At 39.1% G+C, this 24,043-nt stretch carries 24 protein-coding genes and 1 pseudogene; 17 read left to right on the top strand and 8 right to left on the bottom strand.

The window, feature by feature from the left end:
- Positions 1-158: 158 nt before the first annotated feature.
- Both sfsA and INP95_RS09955 read right to left on the bottom strand, forming a co-directional pair.
- Entirely contained in the window at positions 159-875 is a 717-nt protein-coding gene (gene sfsA / locus INP95_RS08010) for a DNA/RNA nuclease SfsA (RefSeq protein ID WP_197560486.1), read from the bottom strand.
- 99 nt (positions 876-974) lie between these two features.
- Entirely contained in the window at positions 975-1,091 is a 117-nt protein-coding gene (locus INP95_RS09955; RefSeq protein WP_373897080.1) for an IS3 family transposase, read from the bottom strand.
- Positions 1,092-1,410: 319 nt separating this feature from the next.
- On the opposite strand from INP95_RS09955, the gene msrAB reads away from it, so the two are divergent.
- The 3 genes from msrAB to INP95_RS07990 are packed head-to-tail and all read left to right on the top strand — an operon-like array spanning position 1,411 to position 3,638.
- Positions 1,411-2,472, top strand: a complete 1,062-nt coding sequence (gene msrAB / locus INP95_RS08000) for a bifunctional peptide-methionine (S)-S-oxide reductase MsrA/peptide-methionine (R)-S-oxide reductase MsrB (RefSeq protein ID WP_005636030.1) — start codon at positions 1,411-1,413, stop codon at positions 2,470-2,472.
- 11 nt (positions 2,473-2,483) lie between these two features.
- Positions 2,484-3,125 (top strand): cytochrome c biogenesis protein CcdA, encoded by a 642-nt coding sequence (locus INP95_RS07995; protein ID WP_005628783.1) that lies wholly within the window; start codon positions 2,484-2,486, stop codon positions 3,123-3,125.
- A gap of 42 nt (positions 3,126-3,167) precedes the next feature.
- Complete coding sequence (locus INP95_RS07990) at positions 3,168-3,638, top strand: redoxin family protein (protein WP_054419358.1); 471 nt, start codon at positions 3,168-3,170, stop codon at positions 3,636-3,638.
- Positions 3,639-3,664: 26 nt separating this feature from the next.
- Here INP95_RS07990 and INP95_RS07985 read toward each other — a convergent pair.
- Positions 3,665-3,919, bottom strand: a pseudogene (locus INP95_RS07985) (transposase); the annotation flags it as partial.
- Between the two features lie 170 nt (positions 3,920-4,089).
- On the opposite strand from INP95_RS07985, the gene INP95_RS07980 reads away from it, so the two are divergent.
- The 4 genes from INP95_RS07980 (at position 4,090) to odhB (ending at position 9,822) form a co-directional block, all read left to right on the top strand.
- Entirely contained in the window at positions 4,090-4,752 is a 663-nt protein-coding gene (locus INP95_RS07980; protein WP_005699490.1) for a Bax inhibitor-1/YccA family protein, read from the top strand.
- Between the two features lie 124 nt (positions 4,753-4,876).
- Positions 4,877-5,581: a ComEA family DNA-binding protein gene (locus INP95_RS07975; protein ID WP_197560485.1), complete on the top strand. Its 705-nt coding sequence runs from the start codon at positions 4,877-4,879 to the stop codon at positions 5,579-5,581.
- A gap of 149 nt (positions 5,582-5,730) precedes the next feature.
- Positions 5,731-8,538, top strand: coding sequence for a 2-oxoglutarate dehydrogenase E1 component (gene sucA / locus INP95_RS07970; protein WP_197560484.1), 2,808 nt, complete (start codon positions 5,731-5,733; stop codon positions 8,536-8,538).
- A 57-nt stretch (positions 8,539-8,595) separates the two neighbouring features.
- On the top strand, positions 8,596-9,822 hold the full coding sequence (odhB, locus tag INP95_RS07965; RefSeq protein ID WP_197560483.1) for a 2-oxoglutarate dehydrogenase complex dihydrolipoyllysine-residue succinyltransferase: 1,227 nt from the start codon (positions 8,596-8,598) through the stop codon (positions 9,820-9,822).
- A 102-nt stretch (positions 9,823-9,924) separates the two neighbouring features.
- Here the strand turns inward: odhB and cytX are convergent, their stop codons facing one another.
- Positions 9,925-11,103 (bottom strand): putative hydroxymethylpyrimidine transporter CytX, encoded by a 1,179-nt coding sequence (gene cytX / locus INP95_RS07960; protein WP_197560482.1) that lies wholly within the window; start codon positions 11,101-11,103, stop codon positions 9,925-9,927.
- A 145-nt stretch (positions 11,104-11,248) separates the two neighbouring features.
- On the opposite strand from cytX, the gene sucC reads away from it, so the two are divergent.
- From sucC to cysB, 5 genes are all read left to right on the top strand, one after another.
- A complete protein-coding gene (sucC, locus tag INP95_RS07955) occupies positions 11,249-12,415 on the top strand; it encodes an ADP-forming succinate--CoA ligase subunit beta (RefSeq protein ID WP_111386224.1) in 1,167 nt (388 codons plus the stop codon).
- Positions 12,416-12,417: 2 nt separating this feature from the next.
- Positions 12,418-13,287 carry a succinate--CoA ligase subunit alpha gene (sucD, locus tag INP95_RS07950; protein ID WP_197543410.1) on the top strand — a complete coding sequence of 290 codons (870 nt, stop codon included), beginning with the start codon at positions 12,418-12,420 and terminating at the stop codon, positions 13,285-13,287.
- 122 nt (positions 13,288-13,409) lie between these two features.
- On the top strand, positions 13,410-14,033 hold the full coding sequence (locus INP95_RS07945; protein ID WP_070592197.1) for an L-threonylcarbamoyladenylate synthase: 624 nt from the start codon (positions 13,410-13,412) through the stop codon (positions 14,031-14,033).
- Positions 14,034-14,072: 39 nt separating this feature from the next.
- The gene (rluB, locus tag INP95_RS07940) at positions 14,073-15,083 is read left to right on the top strand and encodes a 23S rRNA pseudouridine(2605) synthase RluB (protein WP_080970263.1); all 1,011 of its coding nucleotides are present in this window, start codon (positions 14,073-14,075) and stop codon (positions 15,081-15,083) included.
- Positions 15,084-15,095: 12 nt separating this feature from the next.
- Positions 15,096-16,067 carry an HTH-type transcriptional regulator CysB gene (cysB, locus tag INP95_RS07935; protein ID WP_049364108.1) on the top strand — a complete coding sequence of 324 codons (972 nt, stop codon included), beginning with the start codon at positions 15,096-15,098 and terminating at the stop codon, positions 16,065-16,067.
- Between the two features lie 55 nt (positions 16,068-16,122).
- On the opposite strand, the gene INP95_RS07930 is transcribed toward cysB, so the two are convergent.
- Both INP95_RS07930 and prmB read right to left on the bottom strand, forming a co-directional pair.
- Entirely contained in the window at positions 16,123-17,187 is a 1,065-nt protein-coding gene (locus INP95_RS07930) for an MFS transporter (protein WP_197560481.1), read from the bottom strand.
- 97 nt (positions 17,188-17,284) lie between these two features.
- Positions 17,285-18,229, bottom strand: coding sequence for a 50S ribosomal protein L3 N(5)-glutamine methyltransferase (gene prmB, locus INP95_RS07925; protein ID WP_102704076.1), 945 nt, complete (start codon positions 18,227-18,229; stop codon positions 17,285-17,287).
- An 84-nt stretch (positions 18,230-18,313) separates the two neighbouring features.
- On the opposite strand from prmB, the gene smrB reads away from it, so the two are divergent.
- The gene (smrB, locus tag INP95_RS07920) at positions 18,314-18,823 is read left to right on the top strand and encodes an endonuclease SmrB (RefSeq protein ID WP_005695969.1); all 510 of its coding nucleotides are present in this window, start codon (positions 18,314-18,316) and stop codon (positions 18,821-18,823) included.
- Between the two features lie 34 nt (positions 18,824-18,857).
- Here the strand turns inward: smrB and argS are convergent, their stop codons facing one another.
- Positions 18,858-20,591, bottom strand: a complete 1,734-nt coding sequence (gene argS, locus INP95_RS07915) for an arginine--tRNA ligase (protein WP_197560480.1) — start codon at positions 20,589-20,591, stop codon at positions 18,858-18,860.
- 88 nt (positions 20,592-20,679) lie between these two features.
- Between argS and INP95_RS07910 the strand changes: the two genes are divergently transcribed.
- The 4 genes from INP95_RS07910 to dapD all read left to right on the top strand — a co-directional run bounded on the left by INP95_RS07910 (position 20,680) and on the right by dapD (position 23,020).
- Positions 20,680-21,249: a VOC family protein gene (locus INP95_RS07910; protein ID WP_197560479.1), complete on the top strand. Its 570-nt coding sequence runs from the start codon at positions 20,680-20,682 to the stop codon at positions 21,247-21,249.
- A gap of 4 nt (positions 21,250-21,253) precedes the next feature.
- A complete protein-coding gene (locus INP95_RS07905) occupies positions 21,254-21,553 on the top strand; it encodes a hypothetical protein (RefSeq protein ID WP_005695975.1) in 300 nt (99 codons plus the stop codon).
- A 23-nt stretch (positions 21,554-21,576) separates the two neighbouring features.
- A complete protein-coding gene (locus INP95_RS07900) occupies positions 21,577-22,041 on the top strand; it encodes an outer membrane lipoprotein (RefSeq protein ID WP_049365852.1) in 465 nt (154 codons plus the stop codon).
- A 151-nt stretch (positions 22,042-22,192) separates the two neighbouring features.
- Positions 22,193-23,020, top strand: a complete 828-nt coding sequence (dapD, locus tag INP95_RS07895; RefSeq protein ID WP_005695977.1) for a 2,3,4,5-tetrahydropyridine-2,6-dicarboxylate N-succinyltransferase — start codon at positions 22,193-22,195, stop codon at positions 23,018-23,020.
- A 70-nt stretch (positions 23,021-23,090) separates the two neighbouring features.
- On the opposite strand, the gene tehB is transcribed toward dapD, so the two are convergent.
- Positions 23,091-23,951, bottom strand: a complete 861-nt coding sequence (gene tehB / locus INP95_RS07890) for an SAM-dependent methyltransferase TehB (protein WP_197560478.1) — start codon at positions 23,949-23,951, stop codon at positions 23,091-23,093.
- Positions 23,952-24,043 lie beyond the last annotated feature (92 nt).

Here is a 24,043-nt window from a genome sequence, read left to right as displayed (position 1 = left end):
GGCTGAAATGAAAAGATTGAGATGAAAAAAAACGCCTATTTGTGGGGAAATAGGCGTGAAGTTGGAGTGATTATCTGTTTGTTTTTGGAATGGCTAGATGATAACTATTCTCAAACACCTTGTCAACAATAAAATGCAAATAATTCTCAATTATTTTTTTAATCGATGTACGGCACACTTTCAGTGAGAGAAAGTGCGGTCGGAATTCCATCTGAAATGTCAAATTTTCCCGCATAAGCATAAGCTTCAACGCCCTGAGATTTGGCGTCTTTTAAAAGGCGATCATATTCAGGATCTACAAACTCAGCGATTTTAAAACGATCGAAGCCATCATGTAATCCGGCAAAGAGAACAACGGCTCGATGTCCTTGTTTTTTCATAGCTAAAAGCTCGCGAACATGTTTTTGTCCACGAGTAGTTACCGCATCGGGAAACATCCCTAATGTGCCTTTTACAAAAGTGATTGATTTCACTTCAACATAACAATCTGGCAAGCCCCCACCTTTAAGTAAGAAGTCGATACGGCTATTTTCTTCACCATATTTCACTTCAGGATAAATTTCATCATACATAGCGAGTTCTTTAATTTGCTTATTTTGCAAGGCTTCAAAGACTAACTGATTGGATCTGTGAGTATTAATGCAAACAAGTTGGCCATTTGCTAATTGCGTTAATTCCCAACTGTGTGGATATTTGCGAGTTTGGCTATCAGAATGAGAGTACCAAACGGTATCGCCTTTTTCACCACAGCCAGTCATTGCACCAGTATTTGCACAATGAATCGTGATCACTTCACCATTTGGTAATTCAATATCAGTCAAAAAACGCTTATAGCGGCGAATTAATTTTGCGGATTGTAGGGTAGGAAGTTGCATGATTGTTCCTTGATTGTCCTTGTTAAAAGAAAGTGAGGTCAAATTTAATGATGAAATTAATCGCTCTTTGATCTGCCCCCCAAAAGTTGGACAGGTTAGTTAACTTAAATATTGAGATCGGTATTGCACTGGGCTCAATCCTTTGAAAGCAAGTTTAATGCGTTTTGGGTTGTAATACACTAAATATTCTTCAATTTTAGCCTGTAATCCAGCAATTGAATGATAAGTCCGAGAGTAAAAACACTCTGATTTTAGTATCGCAAAAAACTTTCAATCACCGCATTATCATAGCAATTTCCTCGGCGGCTCATACTTTGCACCGCTTTGTGATAAAGCGAAGGAGTGGAATATGATTGCATATAGATTTTTTTACCTTAGAAAAGAGGGCGAAACAGTGTTTTTTAGCTCTTTATTATTGGTTATAACAATGGATTTCAGTCAATTTCTTTAAAAATTTTACAAAAATCTGTAAGAAATCGGATTATCCGCCGTCTAACCTTATGTAACGTTAATTTTCACATCATAAGGAAAAACAATGAAACTATCAAAAACATTTCTATTTATTACCGCACTTTGTTGTGCTACACCAACTTTAGCAATACAAAATTCAACATCATCATCTGGAGAACAAAAAATGGCAATGGAAAATACACAAAACATTCGAGAAATTTATCTTGCTGGTGGCTGTTTCTGGGGTATGGAAGCATATATGGAGCGCATTCACGGGGTGAAAGATGCGATTTCTGGCTATGCCAATGGTAATACGGAAAAAACCAGTTATCAGATGATTGGCGTAACCGATCACGCAGAAACAGTAAAAGTCACTTACGATGCAAATCAAATTTCGCTCGATAAATTATTGCAATATTATTTTAAAGTGATTGATCCAACGAGTGTAAACAAACAAGGTAACGATCGTGGCAGACAATATCGCACAGGGATTTATTATCAAGATGGGGCAGATAAAGCGGTGATCGAACAAGCACTCGCCCAGCTTCAAACCAAATATAAAAAACCAGTGCAAATTGAGGTGCAGCCGCTTAAAAATTACATCGTAGCAGAAGAATATCATCAAGATTATTTAAAGAAAAATCCAAATGGTTATTGCCATATTGATATTACCAAAGCAGATGAACCTATGATTGACGAGAAAGATTATCCGAAACCGAGTGATGCAGAACTTAAAGCGAAATTGACACCGTTGCAATATTCCGTTACTCAAAATAAACATACTGAACGCTCTTTTAGTAACGAATATTGGGATAACTTCCAACCGGGTATTTATGTTGATGTCACCACGGGCGAGCCTGTTTTCTCTTCAAATGATAAATTTGAATCGGGTTGTGGCTGGCCGAGTTTTACGAAACCAATAGCAAAAGAGGTAGTGCATTATCAAACAGATAATAGTTTTAATATGCAACGTACCGAAGTGCTAAGCCGTGCGGGCAATGCTCATTTAGGTCACGTATTTGATGACGGCCCGAAAGATAAAGGCGGTTTGCGCTATTGCATTAACAGCGCATCAATTAAATTTATTCCGTTAGCTGAAATGGAAAAAGCAGGATACGGATATTTGATTCAATCAATTAAAAAATAAGGAGATGCAGGATGTTAGATCAACAACTCCTTATTGGAACTGTATTTTTAGCTGGGCTTGCTTCTTTTCTTTCGCCTTGTATTTTCCCGATTATTCCAATTTATTTTGGTATTTTGAGTAAAGGCGGTAAAAAAGTCCTAAATACTTTTTTATTTATTTTAGGGCTTTCCCTTACATTTGTAAGTCTAGGCTTTAGTTTTGGTTTTTTAGGGAATATTTTATTTAGTAACACTACCCGCATTATCGCTGGCGTTATCGTGATTATTTTGGGTATTCATCAACTTGGCATTTTCAAAATTGGTTTGTTGGAACGCACGAAATTAGTGGAAATCAAAACATCAGGAAAATCGACCGCACTTGAGGCATTTGTGCTTGGTTTAACGTTTAGTCTTGGTTGGACACCTTGTATTGGCCCGATTTTGGCTTCCGTGTTAGCTTTATCAGGCGATGAAGGCTCTGCACTTTACGGTGCATCAATGATGTTTGTTTATGTACTTGGTTTAGCAACGCCTTTTGTGCTGTTTTCGTTTTTCTCTGATAGCTTGCTAAAACGTGCCAAAGGGTTAAATAAACACTTAGACAAATTTAAAATCGGTGGCGGAATTTTAATTATCGTGATGGGCATTTTATTGATTACGAATAATTTTTCGTAAGACATAACCTCAACAAAAGAAATCTATAAAAGGAAAAAAACAATGAAAAAACTACTATCAATATTTTTAATGGCATTCAGCCTAAACACTTTTGCACAAACTAATTTGGCGGATGTTCAACTCAAAGACTTAAACAATCAGCCAGTTACTTTAAGCCAATATAAAGGCAAACCTGTGTATGTAAAAATGTGGGCATCTTGGTGTCCAATTTGCTTGGCTGGCTTAGCTGAAATTGATGATTTAAGTGCGGAAAAAAATCGTGGATTTGAAGTCATAACCATTGTTTCGCCAGGTCATAAAGGTGAAAAATCACCTGCTGATTTTATTGAATGGTACAAAGGGCTAGAATATAAAAATATTAAAGTCTTGCTAGATGAAAATGGTGATATTATTGATCGTGTTCATGTTCGAGGTTATCCGTTTAATCTATTTTTAGATTCTGATTTAAATGTGAAGAAAACTGTGCCAGGGCATTTAGGCGCAGAGCAAATTCGAGTGTTTGCTGAAAAATAACGATGACAAGCGGCTTATTTTTAAGCCGCTTTAGGTGAAAAGTCTGTGGTTTCTGGAATTTCAATGCCTTTCTTTTTCATCTTTGGCTTCACTACTTTCGGTGTTTGAAGGTTTGTATAAGGCGATTTTATGCCATCAAGCCCTCTTTCCCGAAATGCTTTTAGCCAATAAATGACGAGAGCATGGGAAATTTGATGAAGTTTAGCCACCTCACGGATACCATAATCCTGTTCGGTGACGAGTTTGATAATTTTCAAACGAAATTGATAAGAGTAGGACATAATCTGCATCTCAAATTAGATGTCCAGGTTTTGGGGGTAGATCACTTTTACCTTCTTAAATTTAAAAATTAAAACAAATTCTTGATTTACCATTGACTTTTTGACCTATAGTCCTTACTTTACGTATTGATGTTTCATCAACTTTATTCTTTGTAAAATAAGGAGCTTTTATGCAATCTCGCATTGTTGTTAATTCACAGGAAGAATCACTACTTAGCACACATAAAGTGCTACGTAATACCTATTTCTTATTGGGATTAACGATGGCATTTTCGGCAGTTGTTGCTTATATCTCTATGAGCTTAAACTTGCCTTATCCTAACCTTATCGTGTTACTTGTGGGTTTCTACGGTTTACTTTTCGTGACAAACCGTTTAGCAAATAGTGCGTGGGGGATTTTGGCTGCATTCGCGTTTACAGGGTTTATGGGTTATACCATTGGGCCAATTTTAAATATGTATGTGGCGAGAGGAATGGAAGATTTGATTATGCTTGCTTTCGCAGGTACCGCTATCGTCTTCTTTGCTTGCTCAGCTTATGTGCTAACAACGAAGAAAGATATGTCTTTCCTTTCTACCGCGATTTTCTCATTATTTATCGTGTTATTGTTAGGAATTGTGGCAAGTTTCTTCTTCCAAATTCCAGCATTAGCGGTAGGGATCAGTGCATTGTTTGTGGTGTTCTCAACAATGACAATCCTTTATGAAACCAGCAATATTATTCACGGTGGCGAAACAAACTATATTCGTGCAACAGTGAGTATTTATGTATCAATTTACAACTTATTCATTAGCTTATTAAGATTACTTTCTATCTTCTCAAGCGATGATTAGTCAGTATTAAATTTAAAGACGCCCCTTATTAGGGGCGTTTTTTGTTTTGAACTAATTTTCTGAAGAGAAGTCTTAGCATACAGGTTCGCTAGTTGAACCTATTGATAATAAAACAGGAGTTTTTATGAAATCTTTAAAATCACTTTTAACATTAACATCACTCGCATTAGCGGTATCAGGTTCTGCATTAGCAACGAATACTTCCGTATTGCCAACAAAAGAAGATGTTGTAACGAATTCAAAATCAATGGTTGAAAGCACAAAAGCTGATATAAAAAATGCGGCAAATGATAAGCTTAAATCAATGACAGATAGTGCAAGTTCAACAAAATCAACTGCATTAGATAAAGTAAAAGAGGCTAAAGAAAAAGCGACATCAGCAAAAGATGCCATGAAAGACAAAGCGACTTCTGCAAAAAATGCGGTAAAAGAGAAAGCATCTGCTTTAAAAGAAAAAGCGACTGAGAATAATCAACCGTCCATGAAAGACAAAACCACTGAAAAATTAAATTCAGTTAAAGATAATGCGAAAGAAAAAGCATCTGAAGCAAAAACAAAAGCCGCAGATAAAGTAAAAGAAGTGAAAGAAAAAGCGACTTCAACAAAAGAGTCAGCAAAAGAGAAAGTGGCTTCTTCTGCAAAAGTAAACATCAATAAAGCGGATGCAGAAACATTACAAAAACTTTCTGGTATCGGTGAGAAAAAAGCACAAGCGATTATTGATTACCGTAACAAAGTGGGCAAAATCAAAAGTGCTGCCGAGCTTTCTAATATTGATGGTATCGGTGAAGCTACAATTGAAAAAATCACGCCATTCTTAAGTTTCTAAGAAAATTCAGATAAAACAGACCGCACTTTATGTGCGGTTTTTTTGTTGAAGTAGATCACAAAATTGTAACAAAATGTGATTTGAGGATTATTTCTTTTTTTATCCTATGTATAATGGGCGGACAACATCATGTAATACAAGGGGTAGATATGCAGCATTACAATGCCTTTGATGAATGGTTGGCTTCAACCGCTTTGGGTGGTTCTAATCAATCGTATATTGAGGAATTATACGAACGTTATTTAGAAGATCCATCTTCAGTCGATGAAAGCTGGCGTGCTACGTTTGATGCATTGCCGAAAACAATCGCAGTAGAGCAACCACATTCACCAGTCCGTGATTATTTCCGTCGCTTAGCGAGAGAAAATACAACAGAAGCTGTGACGGTTATCGATCCAGAAGCCAGTGCCAAATTAGTTAAAGTCCTCCAATTTATCAATGCTTATCGCTTCCGCGGTCATTTAGAAGCGAAACTTGACCCAATCAATTATTATCGCTGGAAAGTCTCCACCGTACCTGAATTGGATTACCGTTATCACGGTTTTACCGAGCAGGATCTCAATGAAACCTTCAATATTAATCACTACGTCTATCATCGCGATAACATCAAGTTAGGTGATTTAGCTGAAATGCTGAAAGAGACCTATTGCGGCTCAATTGGTCTTGAGTTTATGCATGTTCAAGATATGGAGCAAAAAAGTTGGCTACAAAGCAAATTAGAAAGCCAATTAAATAAACCGCTCTTTACCAAAGAAGAAAAAATTAATTTATTAAGTGAATTGACCGCTGCAGATGGCTTAGAACGCTATCTCGGTGCAAAATTCCCGGGGGCAAAACGTTTCTCTTTAGAGGGAAGTGATGCCTTTATTCCATTAATGAAAGAAATTATTCGTCATGCGAGCAAACAAGGCGTACAAGATGTGATGTTTGGTATGGCACACCGTGGCCGTTTAAACATGTTAGTAAACGTGCTTGGTAAGAAACCTGAAGATCTTTTCGACGAGTTTGCGGGTAAACATTCAGGCGAGCGTACAGGTGACGTGAAATACCACCAAGGTTTCTCTTCTGACTTTGCTGTAGATGATCGTCGCGTGCATTTAACCCTTGCATTTAACCCGTCGCACTTAGAAATTGTTAGTCCAGTGGTTATTGGTGCGGTACGTTCTCGTCAAACCAAAAAGAACGATACAGAGCGTAATCAAGTATTAGCGGTTACTGTTCATGGGGATTCCGCGGTAGCGGGACAAGGTGTTGTACAAGAAACCTTGAATATGTCTAATGCTCGTGGTTATACCGTTGGTGGCACAATCCGTATTGTGATCAATAACCAAATTGGTTTCACCACCTCTAACCCAAATGACACCCGTTCAACAGAATATTGTACGGACATTGCGAAAATGATTCAGGCACCGATTATTCATGTGAATGGTGATGATCCTGAAGCGGTTGCTTTTGCGGCGAGAATGGCGGTGGAATATCGTAATTTATTCAAACGCGATATTTTCATTGATCTGATTTCTTATCGTCGTCATGGTCATAATGAGGCTGATGAACCATTAGCCACTCAACCAATGATGTATAGCATCATCAAAAAACATCCAACGCCCCGCAAAGTCTATGCAGATCGTTTAATTGCTGAAGGGGTAATCACCGAAGAAGAAGCCATCGAGATGATGAATCTCTATCGTGATGCCTTAGATAATGGCGATCGTGTAGTGAAAGAATGGCGAGAAATGGATACCGCCCAAATGGACTGGTTGCAATATCTCAACTATGACTGGACATCCCCTTACGAAAGTAAATTCCCACAAGAACGTTTCCAAACTTTAGCGGAGCGTGTCAGTGAATATCCAGAAACCTTGCGAGCTCATCCTCGTGTCGAAAAAATCTATGCTGATCGCCGTGAAATGGCAAAAGGCGAGAAATTGTTCGATTGGGGTATGGCGGAAACTATGGCATACGCAACCTTATTAGATGAAGGTGCTAATGTTCGTTTATCGGGTGAAGATGCGGGACGTGGTACGTTCTTCCATCGTCATGCGGTTGTGCATAACCAAAATGACGGGACAGGTTATGTGCCATTAACACATTTACATGCCAACCAAGGTCGTTTTGAGGTGTGGGATTCTGTATTATCCGAAGAAGCCGTATTAGCTTTTGAATATGGTTATGCGACAACAGATCCAAAAACATTAACCATTTGGGAAGCGCAATTTGGTGACTTTGCAAACGGTGCACAAATCGTGATTGACCAATTTATCAGTTCAGGCGAACAAAAATGGGGCAGAATGTGTGGCTTGGTGATGTTATTACCACATGGTTATGAAGGCCAAGGTCCAGAGCACTCATCAGCTCGTTTAGAACGTTATTTACAACTTTGTGCAGAACAGAATATGCAAGTGTGTATTCCATCTACACCAGCACAGGTTTACCACATGCTACGTCGTCAATCGATCCGTAAAATGCGTCGTCCATTAATTGGTATTTCACCAAAATCTTTATTACGTCATCCACTTGCCGTGTCAAGTTTAGATGAATTAGTAAATGGCACATTCCAAACAGTCATTGGTGAAATTGATAACATCGATCCGAAACAAGTTAAACGCGTAGTCCTATGCTCTGGTAAAGTGTATTACGATCTCTTGGAACAACGTCGTGCGAATAACCAAACCGATGTGGCGATTATTCGTATTGAGCAGCTTTACCCATATCCACATGAAGATGTGAAGAAAGCATTAGAACCTTATGCTCATGTGACGGATTATGTATGGTGTCAAGAAGAGCCATTAAACCAAGGTGCTTGGTATTGTAGTAAGCATAACTTTGACAGCTCGCTTCCAGAGCATGTGAAGTTAAAATATGCAGGTCGTCCTGCCTCAGCTTCACCTGCGGTAGGTTACATGTCTTTACACACCAAACAGCAAAAACAATTGGTAGAAGACGCGCTGACACTGTAAAAGTGCGGTCGAAATTTCAGTAATTTTTAAAAAAAGAATAATTTGAAGGAAAATAAAATGACAATCGAAATTCTTGTTCCAGATTTACCGGAATCCGTTGCGGATGCAACTGTTGCAACATGGCATAAAAAAGTTGGTGAGACGGTAAAACGTGACGAAGTATTAGTAGAAATTGAAACAGATAAAGTGGTACTTGAAGTACCAGCCTTAAGCGATGGCGTAGTGACTGAAATTCTTCAAGAAGAAGGTGCAACCGTAGTAAGTAAACAGCTTTTAGGTAAACTTTCTACTCAACAGGCTGGCGATATTTCAACTGAAACAGTGAAAGACAATGAACCAACGCCTGCTGATCGTCAAAGAGCAGCCATTGAAAATAGTCACAATAATTCAGCTGATCAAGGTCCAGCTATTCGTCGTTTATTAGCTGAACACGATTTAGATGCCGAGAAAATTCAAGGTTCTGGTGTAGGTGGTCGTATTACTCGTGAAGATATTGCACGCGAAGTGGCAAAACGTGATGCACAGAAAGCGAAACAAGATGTGGCTACAGAGCAAAATACGATTAGCACTGTGGCATATAGCTCTCGTTCAGAAAAACGTGTACCAATGACCCGTTTACGTAAACGTATTGCTGAGCGTTTATTGGAAGCAAAAAATACCACCGCAATGCTCACGACATTCAATGAAGTGGATATGCAGCCGATTATGAAATTACGTAAAACATACGGCGAGAAATTTGAAAAACAACATGGTGTACGTTTAGGCTTTATGTCTTTCTACATTAAGGCTGTGGTTGAAGCATTAAAACGTTATCCCGAAGTGAATGCTTCAATTGATGGTGATGACATTGTGTATCACAACTATTTTGATATTAGCATTGCCGTTTCAACCCCGCGTGGTTTAGTGACACCAGTATTACGCAACTGCGACAAACTCAGCATGGCAGATATTGAGAAACAAATTAAATCACTCGCAGAAAAAGGCCGTGATGGTAAATTAACGGTTGAGGATTTAACTGGTGGTAACTTCACCATTACTAATGGCGGCGTATTTGGTTCTTTAATGTCTACACCAATTATCAACCCACCGCAAAGTGCAATTTTAGGCATGCATGCCATCAAAGAACGTCCGGTTGCGGTAGATGGTCAAGTGGTGATTCGCCCAATGATGTATTTAGCCCTATCTTATGACCACCGTTTAATTGATGGTCGTGAATCCGTCGGCTTCTTAGTAGCGATTAGAGACTTACTAGAAGATCCAACTCGCTTATTATTAGAAATTTAAGCATATAGGCTTTTTCTCTTCTGAGGGGAAAAGCCTTTTTTATATCGAAGTAATTAAAAGGGCGGGAACAATGCCCGCCTTTCTATAGTTAAAATCCAATCTTTATTTAGTTATTTTGCGTACTAAGATTGCTAAGATAAAGGTAATGATGATAACAGGGAAAGTCAGACCTAAATCACTTTCCCAACCTTTTGCCATAAGAAAACGATAGAGCACGAAGCCGACAAACCAAACGCCGAGTCCAACACCATCAACTGATTTTCTCACATCATGCTGTTTAAGTACAAAGAAATCAGCGATAAGCACGGCGATCATTGGCGCGAATACAGAGCCAATAAAGAACAAGAAATGTTCGTATTCTGTCACTGGTAAGGTTGAGGCTAATATAATGCCCACAATCACGGTAAGTACGGAGATTGGCGTGACTTTTAATTGAGGGAAAATATTGTTTAAACTCATGCCGGTGGAATAGGCGGGAAGAGCAGTGTTAATCATGGTAGAGGCGATGACAATTAATACACCAATAACACTGACACCAGCAAGCGAAAGAATTTGTGAGATTTCAGATTTACCGGTCACTAATGCTGCACCTAAACCAAGAGCATACATCCAGCAGCTAGTCGCGGTATAAGTCAGCGTTGAAAGTGCGGTCGTTTTAAATGGTGTTTCGCTATTCTTCGTATGGTCAGATACTACCGGTAACCAAGAAAGCGGCATGACGGCAGCAATTTCAACTGCCGTACCAAATTTAATATTTTGTGCTACATCCATGGCAATGAATGGTTTATTGGCGACTTGAATACTAAGCCACAACATCAGTAAAAACATGGTGACAAGTGAAATGCTTTTAAAGATACCTAATTTAGTAAAGCCGAGTAGTAGCCAAAGTATGATGAGTATGCCTAAACCAAGTGTAAGAAATGGGAAGAGTGAAGCATCAGGTGTTTGATTTAAGATGGAAATGACGTCAGCGCCCATATAAATCATGACTGCAGTCCATCCCATTAATTGCATGGCATTAAGTAAAGAGAAAAGCGCAGAGCCTTTTTCACCAAATGAAATTTGTACCGTTTGCATAGCACTTTTTTGGGTTTTTGCGCCGATGTAACCAGCACAGAAAAACATCGAACCACCAATAAAGTGTCCAACGACGATGGCGATTAAACCTTGTTGCCATCCTAGTGGTGCAAACCAAGTACCGGTGAGAATTTCTGCCATTGAAATAGCAGCAGTAAACCAAATGAGCGCAATCGCAAGATTGCTTGATTTTTTCGTTTGCATGTTGTTATCCTTAACATGGATTGTGACTGTTCTGGCTCAGTATATAACTCAATATAGAAAGAGCAAGCCCCGAATTTGAGCTAAAACAAAGTGCGGTCAAATTTTTGTCTGTTTCGCTAAACAATATCAAAAATAGGAAGGAAATATGAATTTACATGAGTACCAAGCTAAGCAGCTTTTTAAGCAATATGCTCTGCCAGTGAGTGAGGGTGTCGTGTGCCAAACGGCAGATGAAGCTGAAATGGCACTCTTTCAGCTGAATGGTGATGTTTGGATAGCGAAATGTCAAGTTCACGCAGGTGGACGTGGAAAGGCTGGTGGTGTGAAGCTCGTGCATAATGCAGAAGAAGCGCGTGCTTTTGCCGATAAATGGCTTGGTCAACATTTAGTCACCTTCCAAACTGATAAAAAAGGCCAACCCGTTAATAGCATTTATATTGAAGAAACCTGCCAGATTGAGAAAGAACTTTACCTTGGTGCAGTGATTGATCGTGCTTCGCAGAAAGTGGTTTTTATGGCTTCTTCAGCAGGGGGGATGAGCATTGAGGATGTGGCAAGAGAAACGCCTGAATTAATTCATAAAGTGACCATTGATCCTCTCGTGGGGGGAATGCCATATCAAGGTCGTGAATTAGCCTTTAAGCTCGGTTTAAGTGGTGAACAAAATAAACAATTTGCCGAGATTTTTGTAAAACTCGCTCAGCTTTTTATCGAAAAAGATTTTTCTTTAGTTGAAGTGAATCCGCTCGTGGTGACGAAAGAAGGCAATTTAATTTGCGTAGATGCGAAAGTGGGCATTGATGATAACTCACTTTATCGACATCCTGATTTATTAGCCTTACGCGATTTAAGTCAAAGTGATGCACGTGAAGCAGAAGCAGAAAAATATCAGCTTAACTATGTTGCTTTGGAAGGTGATATTGGCTGTATGGTCAATGGCGCAGGACTTGCTATGGGTACCATGGATATTGTGAAATTATATGGTGGTAACCCTGCAAACTTCCTTGATGTTGGTGGTGGTGCAACGAAAGAACGTGTGGCTGAAGCCTTTAAGATTATTCTCACCGATAAAAATGTGAAATCTGTATTAGTGAATATTTTTGGTGGAATTGTACGCTGTGATCTTATTGCTGAAGGTGTCGTAGCAGCGATTCAAGAAGTCGGTGTAAAAGTGCCTGTTGTGGTTCGATTAGAAGGAACCAATGCCCCACAAGGCAGAGCAATTTTAGCCGAAAGTGGTGTAAATTTAATTGCAGCACATAGTTTACAAGAAGCAGCACAAGCGGCAGTGAAAGCGGCAAAAGGAGAATAATCATGGCGATTTTAATTAATAAAGAGACAAAAGTAATTTGCCAAGGTTTCACTGGTGCGCAAGGGACATTTCACAGCGAACAGGCATTGGCTTATGGTACAAAATTAGTGGGTGGTGTTTCACCGAATAAAGGCGGAACAACTCACTTAGGCTTGCCAGTATTTAATACAGTGCGTGAAGCGGTGCAAGCTACAGGGGCTACGGCAACCATGATTTATGTGCCCGCACCATTTTGCAAAGATGCCATTTTAGAAGCTATTGATGCAGGTATTCAGTTGGTAGTCTGTATTACAGAAGGCATTCCAACATTGGATATGCTGTTGGTAAAACAAAAATTAAATGAAACGGGTGTCGTGATGATCGGCCCTAATTGTCCAGGTGTGATTACACCGGATGAGTGTAAGATTGGTATTATGCCGGGTAATATCCATAAAAAAGGCAGAGTAGGCATTGTTTCTCGTTCAGGTACTTTGACTTATGAAGCGGTAAAACAAACAACAGATGAAGGTTTCGGTCAATCCACTTGCGTAGGGATCGGCGGCGATCCTATTCCAGGATCTAACTTCATTGATATTCTTAAACGCTTCCAAGAAGATCCTGAAACTGAAGCCATCGTGATGATTGGTGAAATCGGTGGCTCTGCAGAAGAAGAGGCGGCATTGTTCATTAAATCTCATGTAACGAAACCCGTGGTGGCTTATATCGCTGGTGTAACGGCGCCAAAAGGCAAGCGTATGGGACATGCAGGAGCGATTATCAGCGGTGGAAAAGGAACAGCGGCAGATAAAATTGCTGCACTTGAAGCGGCGGGTGTGAAGACAGTGAGAAGTCTCGCTGAAATCGGTTCAGCCCTCCGTGAATTGTTGAAATAAAAATTTAAAAAATTGACCGCACTTTGGATTCGTTTTCAAAGTGCGGTCGTTTTTTATAACAAATTCTTATAACCTGCCTCTAAATCGGTGTATAATCTCATCAGTTTTTTAAGGACAAAATTATGAGCCAATTTTTCTATATCCACCCTGAAAATCCGCAAGCGCGTTTGATTAATCAAGCGGTAGAAATTTTGCGTCAAGGTGGCGTCATTGTGTATCCGACAGATTCGGGCTATGCCTTGGGTTGTATGATCGGCGATAAACATGCGATGGATCGTATCGTAGCGATTCGTAAATTGCCAGACGGGCATAATTTTACGTTAGTATGTAGCGATTTATCCGAGCTTTCAACCTATGCAACGGTCAGTAATGTGGCTTATCGCTTAATTAAAAACAATACACCGGGGCGTTATACCTTTATTTTGACGGCGACGAAAGAGCTTCCTCGTCGCTTAATGACGTCAAAACGCAAAACCATAGGCTTGCGTGTACCGGATAATCAAATAGCCTTAGATTTATTGAAGGCATTAGGTGAACCGATTTTATCTTGTTCACTGATGTTGCCTGATAATGAACATATGACTTATTCCGATCCCGAAGAGATTCGCGAATGCTTAGAACGTCAAGTGGATTTAATTATTCATGGTGGCTATTTAGGTCAAGAGCCAACAACGGTGGTAGATTTAACGGAAGAATCGCCAGTCATTTTACGTGAAGGAAGTGGTAGTACCGATCCTTTCATTTAACTTATTTTAGACGCTTGGGAAAGCGACAAAGGAAAACAAATGAAACCTATTCAAAAACCAGTCAGACAAGAACGTGAAAAACAAGCGGGAAAACAACCGCACTTTGAGCGTAAAGATCGTAAAAGTGCGGTCAATTCTGACATCAAATCAACTCCTAAAGCTAAGGTAGCTAAGCCATCTCGTCAATCTACTGTAGAAGGTGAAAAATTACAGAAAGTGCTTGCACGTGCAGGACAAGGCTCTCGTCGTGAAATTGAAGCAATGATTGCTGAAAATCGAGTGAGTGTCGATGGCAAAATGGCGACCCTTGGCGATCGTATCGATGTACATTCCGGTGTAAAAGTGCGTATTGATGGTCGTATCATTAATCTTCAACAAGCACAAAAAGAAGTATGCCGTGTATTAATGTATTACAAACCAGAAGGCGAACTTTGTACGCGTAGTGATCCCGAAGGTCGTCCAACTGTATTCGATCGTTTACCACGCTTAAATGGTGCAAGATGGATTGCTGTCGGCCGTTTGGATATTAATACTTCAGGCTTATTACTTTTCACGACAGATGGCGAATTAGCGAATCGTTTAATGCACCCAAGCCGAGAAGTTGAACGTGAGTATTCTGTGCGTGTATTTGGTCAAGTGGACGACGCCATGTTAGCGCGTTTACGTAAAGGTGTGCAGTTGGAAGATGGCCCAGCCAATTTCAAAGAAATCAAATTTGCAGGTGGTGTAGGGATTAACCAATGGTACGATGTGACTTTAATGGAGGGGCGTAACCGTGAAGTGCGCCGTCTGTGGGAATCACAAGGCATTCAAGTGAGCCGCTTGATTCGTATTCGTTACGGTAACATTAAGCTGATGAAAGGTTTACCGCGAGGTGGCTGGGAAGAAATGGATTTGGAAAACGTCAACTATTTACGTGAATTAGTGGGCTTGCCACCTGAAACAGAAACTAAATTAGATGTGACGAAACCTCGTCGTCGACCAAAATCAGGTCAAATTCGTAAAGCAGTAAAACGTTATACTGAGTTAAGTAAACGCTATAAAAAATAGGTGGTATTCGCGATGAAAATGCAGCAACTCCGCTACATTGTTGAGATTGTAAACCAAAATTTAAATGTGACTGAAGCCGCGAATGCGCTTTATACCTCTCAACCTGGTATCAGTAAACAGGTTCGCTTGTTAGAAGATGAATTAGGTTTAGAGATTTTTGAGCGTAATGGTAAACACATTAAATCTATTACGCCAGCGGGTAAAAAGATCGTCGCTATTGCTCGTGAGCTTTTAGTGAAAGCCCAAAGCATTAAATCAGTGGCCAATGAATATACTTGCCCGAATCATGGTGTGTTACGTATTGCGACAACTAATACACAAGCGCGTTATATGTTGCCGGCTGTGGTGGAGCGTTTCTCTAAACAATATCCGGATGTGAGTTTACATATTCATCAAGGTTCACCGACGCAAATCCATGATGCATTGATTTCAGGTGAAGTAGATTTAGCGATCACAACAGAAGCGCCGTATCTTTTTGATGATTTGATTCAACTGCCTTGCTATTTGTGGAATCGTTCGGTGATTGTTAAACCTGACCATCCTTTAGCAAAAGTGAAAAATCTTACTGTTGAGGAGTTAGGTAAATATCCGTTAGTCACTTATACCTTCGGTTTTACTGGTGTGTCCGATTTGGATTATGCGTTTAACCGCGCGGGGATTCTGCCGAATATTGTGTTTACCGCAACGGATGCTGACGTGATTAAAACTTATGTGCGTTTAGGATTAGGTGTGGGCATTATGGCCTCTATGGCTCATACACCAGCAGATAAGGATTTAGTGGCGATTGATGCTGGGCATTTGTTCCGTGCGAGTATGACGCAAATTGCGTTTAAACACAGCACTTTCTTACGCAACTATATGTATGACTTTATTGAATTTTTCTCTCCACACTTAACCCGACCAATGGTTGAAAAGGCTGAGAAATTGCGTGATAACAGCGCGGTGAAGAAATTGTTTGATAATGTCGAATTAGATGTGAAGTAAAATAGCAAAATAAAAGGGCGGTCAGAATTTAATCCGAATTCTGACCGCTCTTTTTTTACAATAAAAATAAATGTGGCACTAAGTTCATGACGATAACTGTTGCAATGGAAAGCAATAATCGTGATGAGCCAAAGATAAAGCCGCGATTGGTACCGTTATCAAATTTTACTAATAAATTTGCCATTGCTGTTAAGGCATAGACTTCAATCACCGTGAAGATGACCAAGTAAATATAAGCAGAAACTACAGAAATATATTTCAACGTAATAAACCAAGGTAAGATAATGCCAATGGTCAAGATTGGTGCCACCCATAGGGTTTGTTTAATCGTTAAATTAATTTTTCGAGAAAAATAACTTTGTAATGACATGGTCAGTAAACCATTCACAAAAAGTGCAATGGGGGAGTGTTCCGGCATGCCTAATTTGTTATCAAAAAGAAACGGGAAGATTACAAAGAATGAGGTTGAAATGGAAAGAGGAATAAACAACATCAAATGCACCAATAAAAATTCTTTGGTGATGATTTCTTTTATTTGGGCAAAGCGAAATTTCACTAAGGTTTGCAAAGTTTGGATTTGATAAAACGGTTTAACCATTAGGGCAAAGAGAACCGCTTCCATCGCAAAGCAGACCCAAATCAACCATTCAATGAGATTATATTTGATAAATGGAATCACTAACAAAGGCGCAAACATAGACGACATAGAGGAGACTTTTAAATATTTTCCCTGTAATCGAGTTTTCTCTTTGTATTCTTCACCCGCGAGCACCAATAGGCAGGCTTTCGCATTGGTACCAAACAAACAGCTGCCTAAGCCAAAACAGATAGTGGCAATTAAAAGTAGAATGTAATTGTCGGCAGAGAGAAAGAAAATATAGGCAATCACATCTAAAAAGCACCCGAGCAACATCATTTTAGCCAGTCCAAAACGGTCACCCCAAATACCGGCTAAAATGGCTAATGCTTGGTTGCAGAAGAAAAGCAACGAGAGTGAAAAGGCTATTTCACTGTTACTTAATCCTTTGCCTTGTAAATAGATAAAAAATACCGTTTGCATGGAAAAGAATGCAAGGGTAGAAAAGAAACGACGAGTCAGTAAAAGTTTTTGTAAATTCATTGTTTTATTTAAAAAAGAAAAGCACGCGTTAAGAACGCGCGCCAGCAATTTGTTAAGTGCGGTCAAAATTTACGACGATTTTTAACCGCACTTGCGATTAAAAAGAATCGTGATATTTCACTAAATCTTCGCGGCTAATGGCAAATACACCCAGGCCACCATTTTTTAGTTCAACCCATTCAAATGGCACATCTGGGTATTGCTCGATAAGGCTCACCATGCTGTTACCCACTTCACAAACGAGCATGCCATTTGGTGTTAAATAATCTGGCGCTTGTTTTAAAATTTGTTTTGTAATTTCTAAACCATCAACACCGGAACCTAAGGCTAATTCAGGCTCATAATGGAATTCTTCAGGCATATCTGCCAAGTCTTCCTCATCCACATAAGGTGGATTGGTGACGATTAAATCATATTGTTGACCGAAGAGATTTTGAAATAAATCTGATTGAATCGGGAAAACACGATGTTCTAACTGATGGCGCGCAATATTGATTTCTGCCACATTTAATGCATCCACAGAAAGATCGACCGCATCTACTTCCGCTTCAGGAAAGGCTTCAGCAGTCGCGATTGCGATACAACCACTACCAGTACAAAGATCTAAAATACGTTTTGGTTCAGATTTTAAAAGCGGAGCAAATTTATCTTGGATTAATGCACTAATTGGCGAGCGAGGAATAATTGTACGCTCATCCACATAGAATTCTAATCCGCAGAACCACGCACTATTCGTTAAATAAGCTACTGGCACACGTTGTTCAATACGACTTAAAACTAATTGTACTAAAGTCTCTTTTTCAGAATGAGTAAGTTTGCTACCAAATAAATCTTGCGGTAAATCGAGCGGTAATTGAAGCCCCGCAAGGACTAATTGAAGACTTTCATCCCACGCATTGTCATGGCCTTGCCCGTAGTAAATATCAGAACGGTTAAATGTGCTGTATGTCCAGCGTAAAAAATCTTGAATAGTTGTTAATTCACTTGCCACATTATCTTCTAAAATTGTCGCAACAAGTTCTTGATTGTGTAAGGTTTCCATTTTGTGCCTCAATAAAAAATTTGGCTAGTTATACCATAGAATAGATGTGCTATCATTAAGCAAAATAACAAATTGAGAAAAATAATGACAGAACCAGATGATTTCGATCTTTTTCGGGCGGAAACAAAAGGGATTAAACCCATCAAGCAAGATACCTTTGTGGCACCTCGTCAAAAGAGCGGTCAAAAAAAATCCCATTTACGTGATATTCGAGAAAAAGAAGATACGCTTTTCTATTTTTCCGATGAATATGAACCCTTGCTAAATGAACATGATGGTGTCATCAAATATTTACGCGAAGGGGAAGATAGTCATTTATTGAAACAACTTCGTCGTGGTGATTTTTCACCCGAATTATTTTTGGATTTACATGGTTTAACCCGTGAACAAGCCAAAATGGAATTGGCCGCGCTGTTGTTAGCTTGTGAGGATGAGCATGTTTATTGCGCGAGCATCATGACCGGTTACGGCACGTTTACGTTGAAAAAACAAATTCCACGTTGGTTAGTTCAGCACCCGAAAGTCCGAGCGTTACACCAAGCTCCCAAAGAATGGGGCGGAGAAGCTGCGATACTCATTTTAGTGGATGTATAAAGAAAAAGTGCGGTCGAAATTGACCGCACTTTTTTTACATTTTTTCGATTGTCTTAATGCCTAATAACGCTAAACCTTGTTTTAAAGTTTTCTCTGTAAGAGAAGCGAGTTTTAAACGGCTCAATTTTACGCTTTCGTCTTCAGCATTTAAGATTGGGCAGTGTTCATAGAATGAGGAGAACACTCCTGCCAACTCATATAAATAAGCACAGAGCACATGCGGTGTCCCTTCTTTGCCCACAGTTTGAACCGCTTCCTCAAATTGAAGCAATTTGATGGCTAATGCACGTTCTTTTTCATCAGAAAGCTGAATCTTAGCTTCTGCAAGAGCGGTTGGATTCACGTCTGCTTTATTGAAGATTGAACGAATACGTGTATAAGCATATTGCATATAAGGCGCGGTATTACCTTCAAAACTGAGCATGTTGTCCCAATCGAATACATAGTCAGTGGTGCGGTTTTTAGAAAGATCCGCATATTTCACCGAGCCAATACCCACCGCTTCAATAACCGCTGTTTTTTCATCATCAGATAAATTGGTGTTTTTCTCGTTGATTAATACAGTTGCACGTTCAATCGCTTCATCTAATAAATCTGCTAATTTTACGGTACCGCCAGTACGAGTTTTGAATGGTTTACCATCTTTACCTAACATCATACCGAAGTTTTTATGTTCAAGTGAGAAACTGTCTGGTACATAACCGGCTTTACGCGTAATTAACCACGCTTGTTGCATGTGTTGGCTTTGACGTGTATCAGAGAACACTAATGCACGATCTGCTTTTAAGGTTTCATAACGATATTTAGCCGCCGCGATATCGGTAGTGGTATAAAGGAAACCGCCATCTTTCTTCTGAACGATTACCCCCATCGGTTCGCCTTCTTTGTTTTTGAATTCATCAAGATAAACAACCAATGCACCTTCATCTTCAACCGCTAAACCTTGTTTTTTCAGATCTTCAACGATAGCAGGTAACATCGGGTTATAAAGGCTTTCACCCATCACATCTTTTTCAGTCAATGTGACATTCAAACGATCGTAGTTACGTTGGTTTTGTTGCATAGTGATATCGACTAATTTTTTCCACATTGTGCGGCAATATTCATCTCCACCTTGCAATTTCACTACATAGTTACGGGCTTTTTTAGCGAAAGCTTCATCTTCATCATAATGTTTTTTCGCTTCGCGATAGAATGCTTCAAGATCTTGAAGTTCCATTTCGCTTGCGTGTTCATTTTCCATTTTTTCAAGATAAGCAATGAGCATACCAAATTGTGTACCCCAGTCACCCACGTGATTCGCACGAATAACATTGTGACCTAAAAATTCAAGGGTACGAACAACAGCATCACCTATGATGGTAGAACGCAAGTGACCTACGTGCATTTCTTTCGCCACGTTTGGTGAAGAATAATCAATCACGATAGTTTGTTTTTCATTTGAGCTGACACCAAGATTTTGATCTTTTAATGCAGCAGAAACGTTATTCGCTAACCAAGTAGAATTTAAGAAAATATTAATAAAACCTGGACCAGCAATTTCAGTTTTTTCAGCGACATCAGAAAGATCAGCATGATCTAATACTTTTTGTGCAAATTCACGTGGATTTAAACCTAGTTTTTTAGCAGCAGCCATGATGCCGTTTGCTTGGTAGTCGCCAAATTGTGGTTTACCTGATTGGCGAATAAGCGCATCACATTGTTCATCTGCGCCAGCAGCAATCATCGCTTGTTTAATTTTATCGGATAAAATAGATTGAATATTCACGGTTTTTCCTAATCTTGAAATTGAATAATGAAAATAATCGGCTATGATACCGTTGTTTATAGATTTCTCAAAGTAAGAGCAGGAGAAAATGTCAAATTTAATGGAAAAATCGACCGCACTTTATCAAAAGTTGCCTTTATTTCAGGAAAAAATTCAGCAATTAGCTGCCGTCATGAATGTGAATTTAGCGGATTATCAAATTGATCATTTAGCTTTAAGAGCAAATACTGAAGAAAAAGCAAAAAATTGGCTGACAGAGTTATTAAAGTGCGGTAGAATTTTAAGCGATAATATCGTCAATGGGCGTCCTATCTATTTGATTGAATTAGATGAGCCAGTTGATTTCATTGGTCAGCCTGTCGATGTTATTGAATTACCGTTTCCTAAAAATAAACAATATCCCCAAGAAACTTGGGAACATATTGAAATTGTAATGCCGTTTTTATCTCATGAATCTGTTGAGGATTGGGTTAATCGAATTTGCAATACATTTTTATGGAAGGAACTAACTCAATTAACCATGAAGGTGAGCGAACCTAAGGTGGAAGGGGAGCAATTGCCCAATCCATCCATTGCAGTGAGTTTTGTTGATAAAACAGAAAATCACGTTTGCATAAAGGTTCATCCTTATACAATAAAGAAAATACTCGAGGTTTAGTGTAATGAAAAAAATTACCTTAGCATTAACTGTCTTATTAAGTTTAGGTTTATCAGCTTGTTCATCTCAATCACAAAAAGATGAAAGCGCTTATAAAGGTCAAGTTATCTTCACCGAATTCCAAGGTGATGATGTAAAATTAACCGTTCGTAAAAACGACTGCTCATACAAACAAGAAGGTGAAACAGAAGTTATCGTTCACAAATACGATTCAACTTTAGTAACTGGTGCTTGTGTGAAAGTATCTGACAACGGTCAAGGCGTGAAAAACGTTTCTACTTGGTCTCCAAGAAACCCAATCTAATTCATTTTTAGAAGGTTAGTTTTATGAAAAAAGTAACAGTAGCATTAGCACTTATGATGTCTATCGGCTTAACCGGTTGTGCAAACACTGATATTTTTAGCGGTGATGTGTATGAAGCTGGACAAGCAAAAGAAGCGCGTTCAATTAGCTATGGTACTATTGTTTCTGTTCGTCCTGTTAAAATCCAAGCGGATAATCCAGGTGTAATTGGTACAGTTGGTGGTGGTGCTTTAGGTGGTATCGCTGGCAGTACAATTGGTGGTGGTACTGGACAAGCAATTGCAACTGCAGTAGGTGCAATTGGTGGGGCGATTATTGGTAGCAAAGCTGAAGAGAAAATGAGCCAAGTTAATGGCGCAGAACTTGTTATCAGAAAAGATAATAGAGAAGAGATCGTTGTGGTTCAAAAAGCGGATCCTAGCTTTAAAGCAGGTCGTCGCGTAAGAATCGTTGGCGGTTCATCATTAAATGTTTCTGTTATCAACTAACTTAAACGAAAAAATAGAAAGAAGCGAGCCATAATAAGGTTCGCTTTTTTTTATGTTTTAAATCAAAAGAAAGTGCGGTTGTTTTTTGCTTGAAAGTCAAAAATATGATAAAACTATCAACCGTTATTTCACATCAACAATAGGAAGCAAAATGTCAAATTTACAACAAGTTATTGAAGCTGCATTTGAAAAACGTGCGGAAATTACCCCTAAAACAGTTGATGCACAAACTCGTGCAGCAATCGAAGAAGTGATCGAAGGATTAGATAGCGGTAAATACCGTGTTGCAGAAAAGATTGATGGCGAATGGGTTACTCATCAATGGTTGAAAAAAGCGGTATTATTATCTTTCCGTATCAATGATAACCAAATCATTGATGGCGCTGAAACTAAATACTACGACAAAGTGGCATTGAAATTTGCTGACTATACCGAAGAGCGTTTTGCTCAAGAAGGTTTCCGTGTCGTACCTTCTGCAACCGTACGTAAAGGGGCATACATTTCTAAAAACTGTGTATTAATGCCATCTTATGTCAATATCGGTGCATACGTGGGTGAAGGTACCATGGTTGATACATGGGCAACTGTTGGTTCATGTGCACAAATTGGTAAAAATGTTCACTTATCTGGTGGTGTGGGTATCGGTGGTGTATTAGAGCCATTACAAGCGAACCCAACCATTATCGGTGATAACTGTTTTATCGGTGCGCGTTCTGAAGTAGTTGAAGGCGTGATTGTGGAAGATGGTTGTGTGATCTCTATGGGCGTATTCATCGGTCAATCAACTAAAATCTATGATCGTGAAACAGGTGAAGTGTTCTATGGTCGCGTTCCTGCTGGTTCTGTAGTGGTTTCTGGTAGTCTTCCATCAAAATGTGGTAAATACAGCTTATACTGTGCAGTGATCGTGAAAAAAGTTGATGCAAAAACTTTAGGTAAAGTAGGTATCAACGAATTATTACGCTCTATTGAAGAGTAATTAAAATACCATAAAAAATGACCGCACTTGATAGACAAAGCGCGGTCATTTTCTTTTCTAAATTAGCGAATTATTTTTTTCTTGCTAACATCGTCGCAAATTTTAATTTAATGCGATTGCCGTTTTCATCGGTTTTGTGTAACTCGCCCATATTTTCGTTGTATTCTAAGAATTCCCAATCTTTGTAGTATTCTTTTAATTCACCTTCAGAGAAAGTAAATGAGAACGCTAATGGACAAGGCACCTCAGGTGTAGACATCGCTGCTACAATTAAGTTATAACCACCTGGGTTGGTGTGTTCTTGCATATTCTTAATAATGGCAGGAATTCGCTCACGGTTTAAGAACATAAATACCACGGTTGATAAAATGAAGTCGTAGTTTTCTTGAATATTGGCGGTGTTAATATCATAAACAGCGGTCTTAATATTCAAGTTTTCTTTGTCTTTAGTTTCGTTTAAGAAGGCAATGCTGTTTTCGTTGTGATCCCAAGAAGTCACATCATAACCTTTTAAACTTAAATAAAGGGAGTTTCTACCTTGTCCGCAGCCTAAATCTAACACTTTACAAGGCTTGATAATTTTAGCCGCATCAACCACATCACCATGCGTTGCAGTCATATTATATTTTTTGCTGAAGTAGTCTTCTTTTTTACAATAGAAACCAAGCGTACATTCTAAGTCATCAGAAAGTGCTTCAACTCGATGCCAGGCTTGTGGTTCGACGAACGGAATGTTGCTTTCTGGGGTAAAAATATGTTCAGCAATAACATCACCATCTTCGGTTAGCTCATAAAACTTAAGTTTACCTTTTAACACTGTGAGTTTGCCCCATGTTCCCACTTTTGTATTGTGTTTTTCTTGGAACATTTTAGGTAGTTTATCTTTTGTCCAAACCGGCATTTGTTTATAGCAGATAAGTTCGTTTGTCATAATGAATTCCTTTTAATTTGCGTGATAAATAGCTGATTGATATGGTAGGGTATTTGGTTCTATTTGGCAATAAAAAAGGCGACCGAAGTCGC

The organism is Haemophilus parainfluenzae (genome assembly GCF_014931375.1).
In the GTDB taxonomy this organism is placed as follows: domain Bacteria; phylum Pseudomonadota; class Gammaproteobacteria; order Enterobacterales; family Pasteurellaceae; genus Haemophilus_D.
This window is presented reverse-complemented; position numbering and strand designations above follow the sequence as displayed.

Excerpts from the sequence above, each read along its gene's own strand:
- INP95_RS07910 (WP_197560479.1), top strand. The coding sequence starts at position 20,680 with ATGTCAAATTTAATGGAAAAATCGACCGCACTTTATCAAAAGTTGCCT.
- dapD (WP_005695977.1), top strand. The coding sequence starts at position 22,193 with ATGTCAAATTTACAACAAGTTATTGAAGCTGCATTTGAAAAACGTGCG.
- INP95_RS07905 (WP_005695975.1), top strand. The coding sequence starts at position 21,254 with ATGAAAAAAATTACCTTAGCATTAACTGTCTTATTAAGTTTAGGTTTA.
- sucC (WP_111386224.1), top strand. The coding sequence starts at position 11,249 with ATGAATTTACATGAGTACCAAGCTAAGCAGCTTTTTAAGCAATATGCT.
- INP95_RS07975 (WP_197560485.1), top strand. The coding sequence starts at position 4,877 with ATGAAATCTTTAAAATCACTTTTAACATTAACATCACTCGCATTAGCG.
- INP95_RS07980 (WP_005699490.1), top strand. The coding sequence starts at position 4,090 with ATGCAATCTCGCATTGTTGTTAATTCACAGGAAGAATCACTACTTAGC.
- cytX (WP_197560482.1), bottom strand. The coding sequence starts at position 11,103 with ATGCAAACGAAAAAATCAAGCAATCTTGCGATTGCGCTCATTTGGTTT.
- tehB (WP_197560478.1), bottom strand. The coding sequence starts at position 23,951 with ATGACAAACGAACTTATCTGCTATAAACAAATGCCGGTTTGGACAAAA.
- INP95_RS07990 (WP_054419358.1), top strand. The coding sequence starts at position 3,168 with ATGAAAAAACTACTATCAATATTTTTAATGGCATTCAGCCTAAACACT.
- rluB (WP_080970263.1), top strand. The coding sequence starts at position 14,073 with ATGAAACCTATTCAAAAACCAGTCAGACAAGAACGTGAAAAACAAGCG.
- INP95_RS07930 (WP_197560481.1), bottom strand. The coding sequence starts at position 17,187 with ATGAATTTACAAAAACTTTTACTGACTCGTCGTTTCTTTTCTACCCTT.
- INP95_RS07995 (WP_005628783.1), top strand. The coding sequence starts at position 2,484 with ATGTTAGATCAACAACTCCTTATTGGAACTGTATTTTTAGCTGGGCTT.
- msrAB (WP_005636030.1), top strand. The coding sequence starts at position 1,411 with ATGAAACTATCAAAAACATTTCTATTTATTACCGCACTTTGTTGTGCT.
- prmB (WP_102704076.1), bottom strand. The coding sequence starts at position 18,229 with ATGGAAACCTTACACAATCAAGAACTTGTTGCGACAATTTTAGAAGAT.
- odhB (WP_197560483.1), top strand. The coding sequence starts at position 8,596 with ATGACAATCGAAATTCTTGTTCCAGATTTACCGGAATCCGTTGCGGAT.
- sucD (WP_197543410.1), top strand. The coding sequence starts at position 12,418 with ATGGCGATTTTAATTAATAAAGAGACAAAAGTAATTTGCCAAGGTTTC.
- sfsA (WP_197560486.1), bottom strand. The coding sequence starts at position 875 with ATGCAACTTCCTACCCTACAATCCGCAAAATTAATTCGCCGCTATAAG.
- cysB (WP_049364108.1), top strand. The coding sequence starts at position 15,096 with ATGAAAATGCAGCAACTCCGCTACATTGTTGAGATTGTAAACCAAAAT.
- smrB (WP_005695969.1), top strand. The coding sequence starts at position 18,314 with ATGACAGAACCAGATGATTTCGATCTTTTTCGGGCGGAAACAAAAGGG.
- INP95_RS07945 (WP_070592197.1), top strand. The coding sequence starts at position 13,410 with ATGAGCCAATTTTTCTATATCCACCCTGAAAATCCGCAAGCGCGTTTG.
- sucA (WP_197560484.1), top strand. The coding sequence starts at position 5,731 with ATGCAGCATTACAATGCCTTTGATGAATGGTTGGCTTCAACCGCTTTG.
- INP95_RS07900 (WP_049365852.1), top strand. The coding sequence starts at position 21,577 with ATGAAAAAAGTAACAGTAGCATTAGCACTTATGATGTCTATCGGCTTA.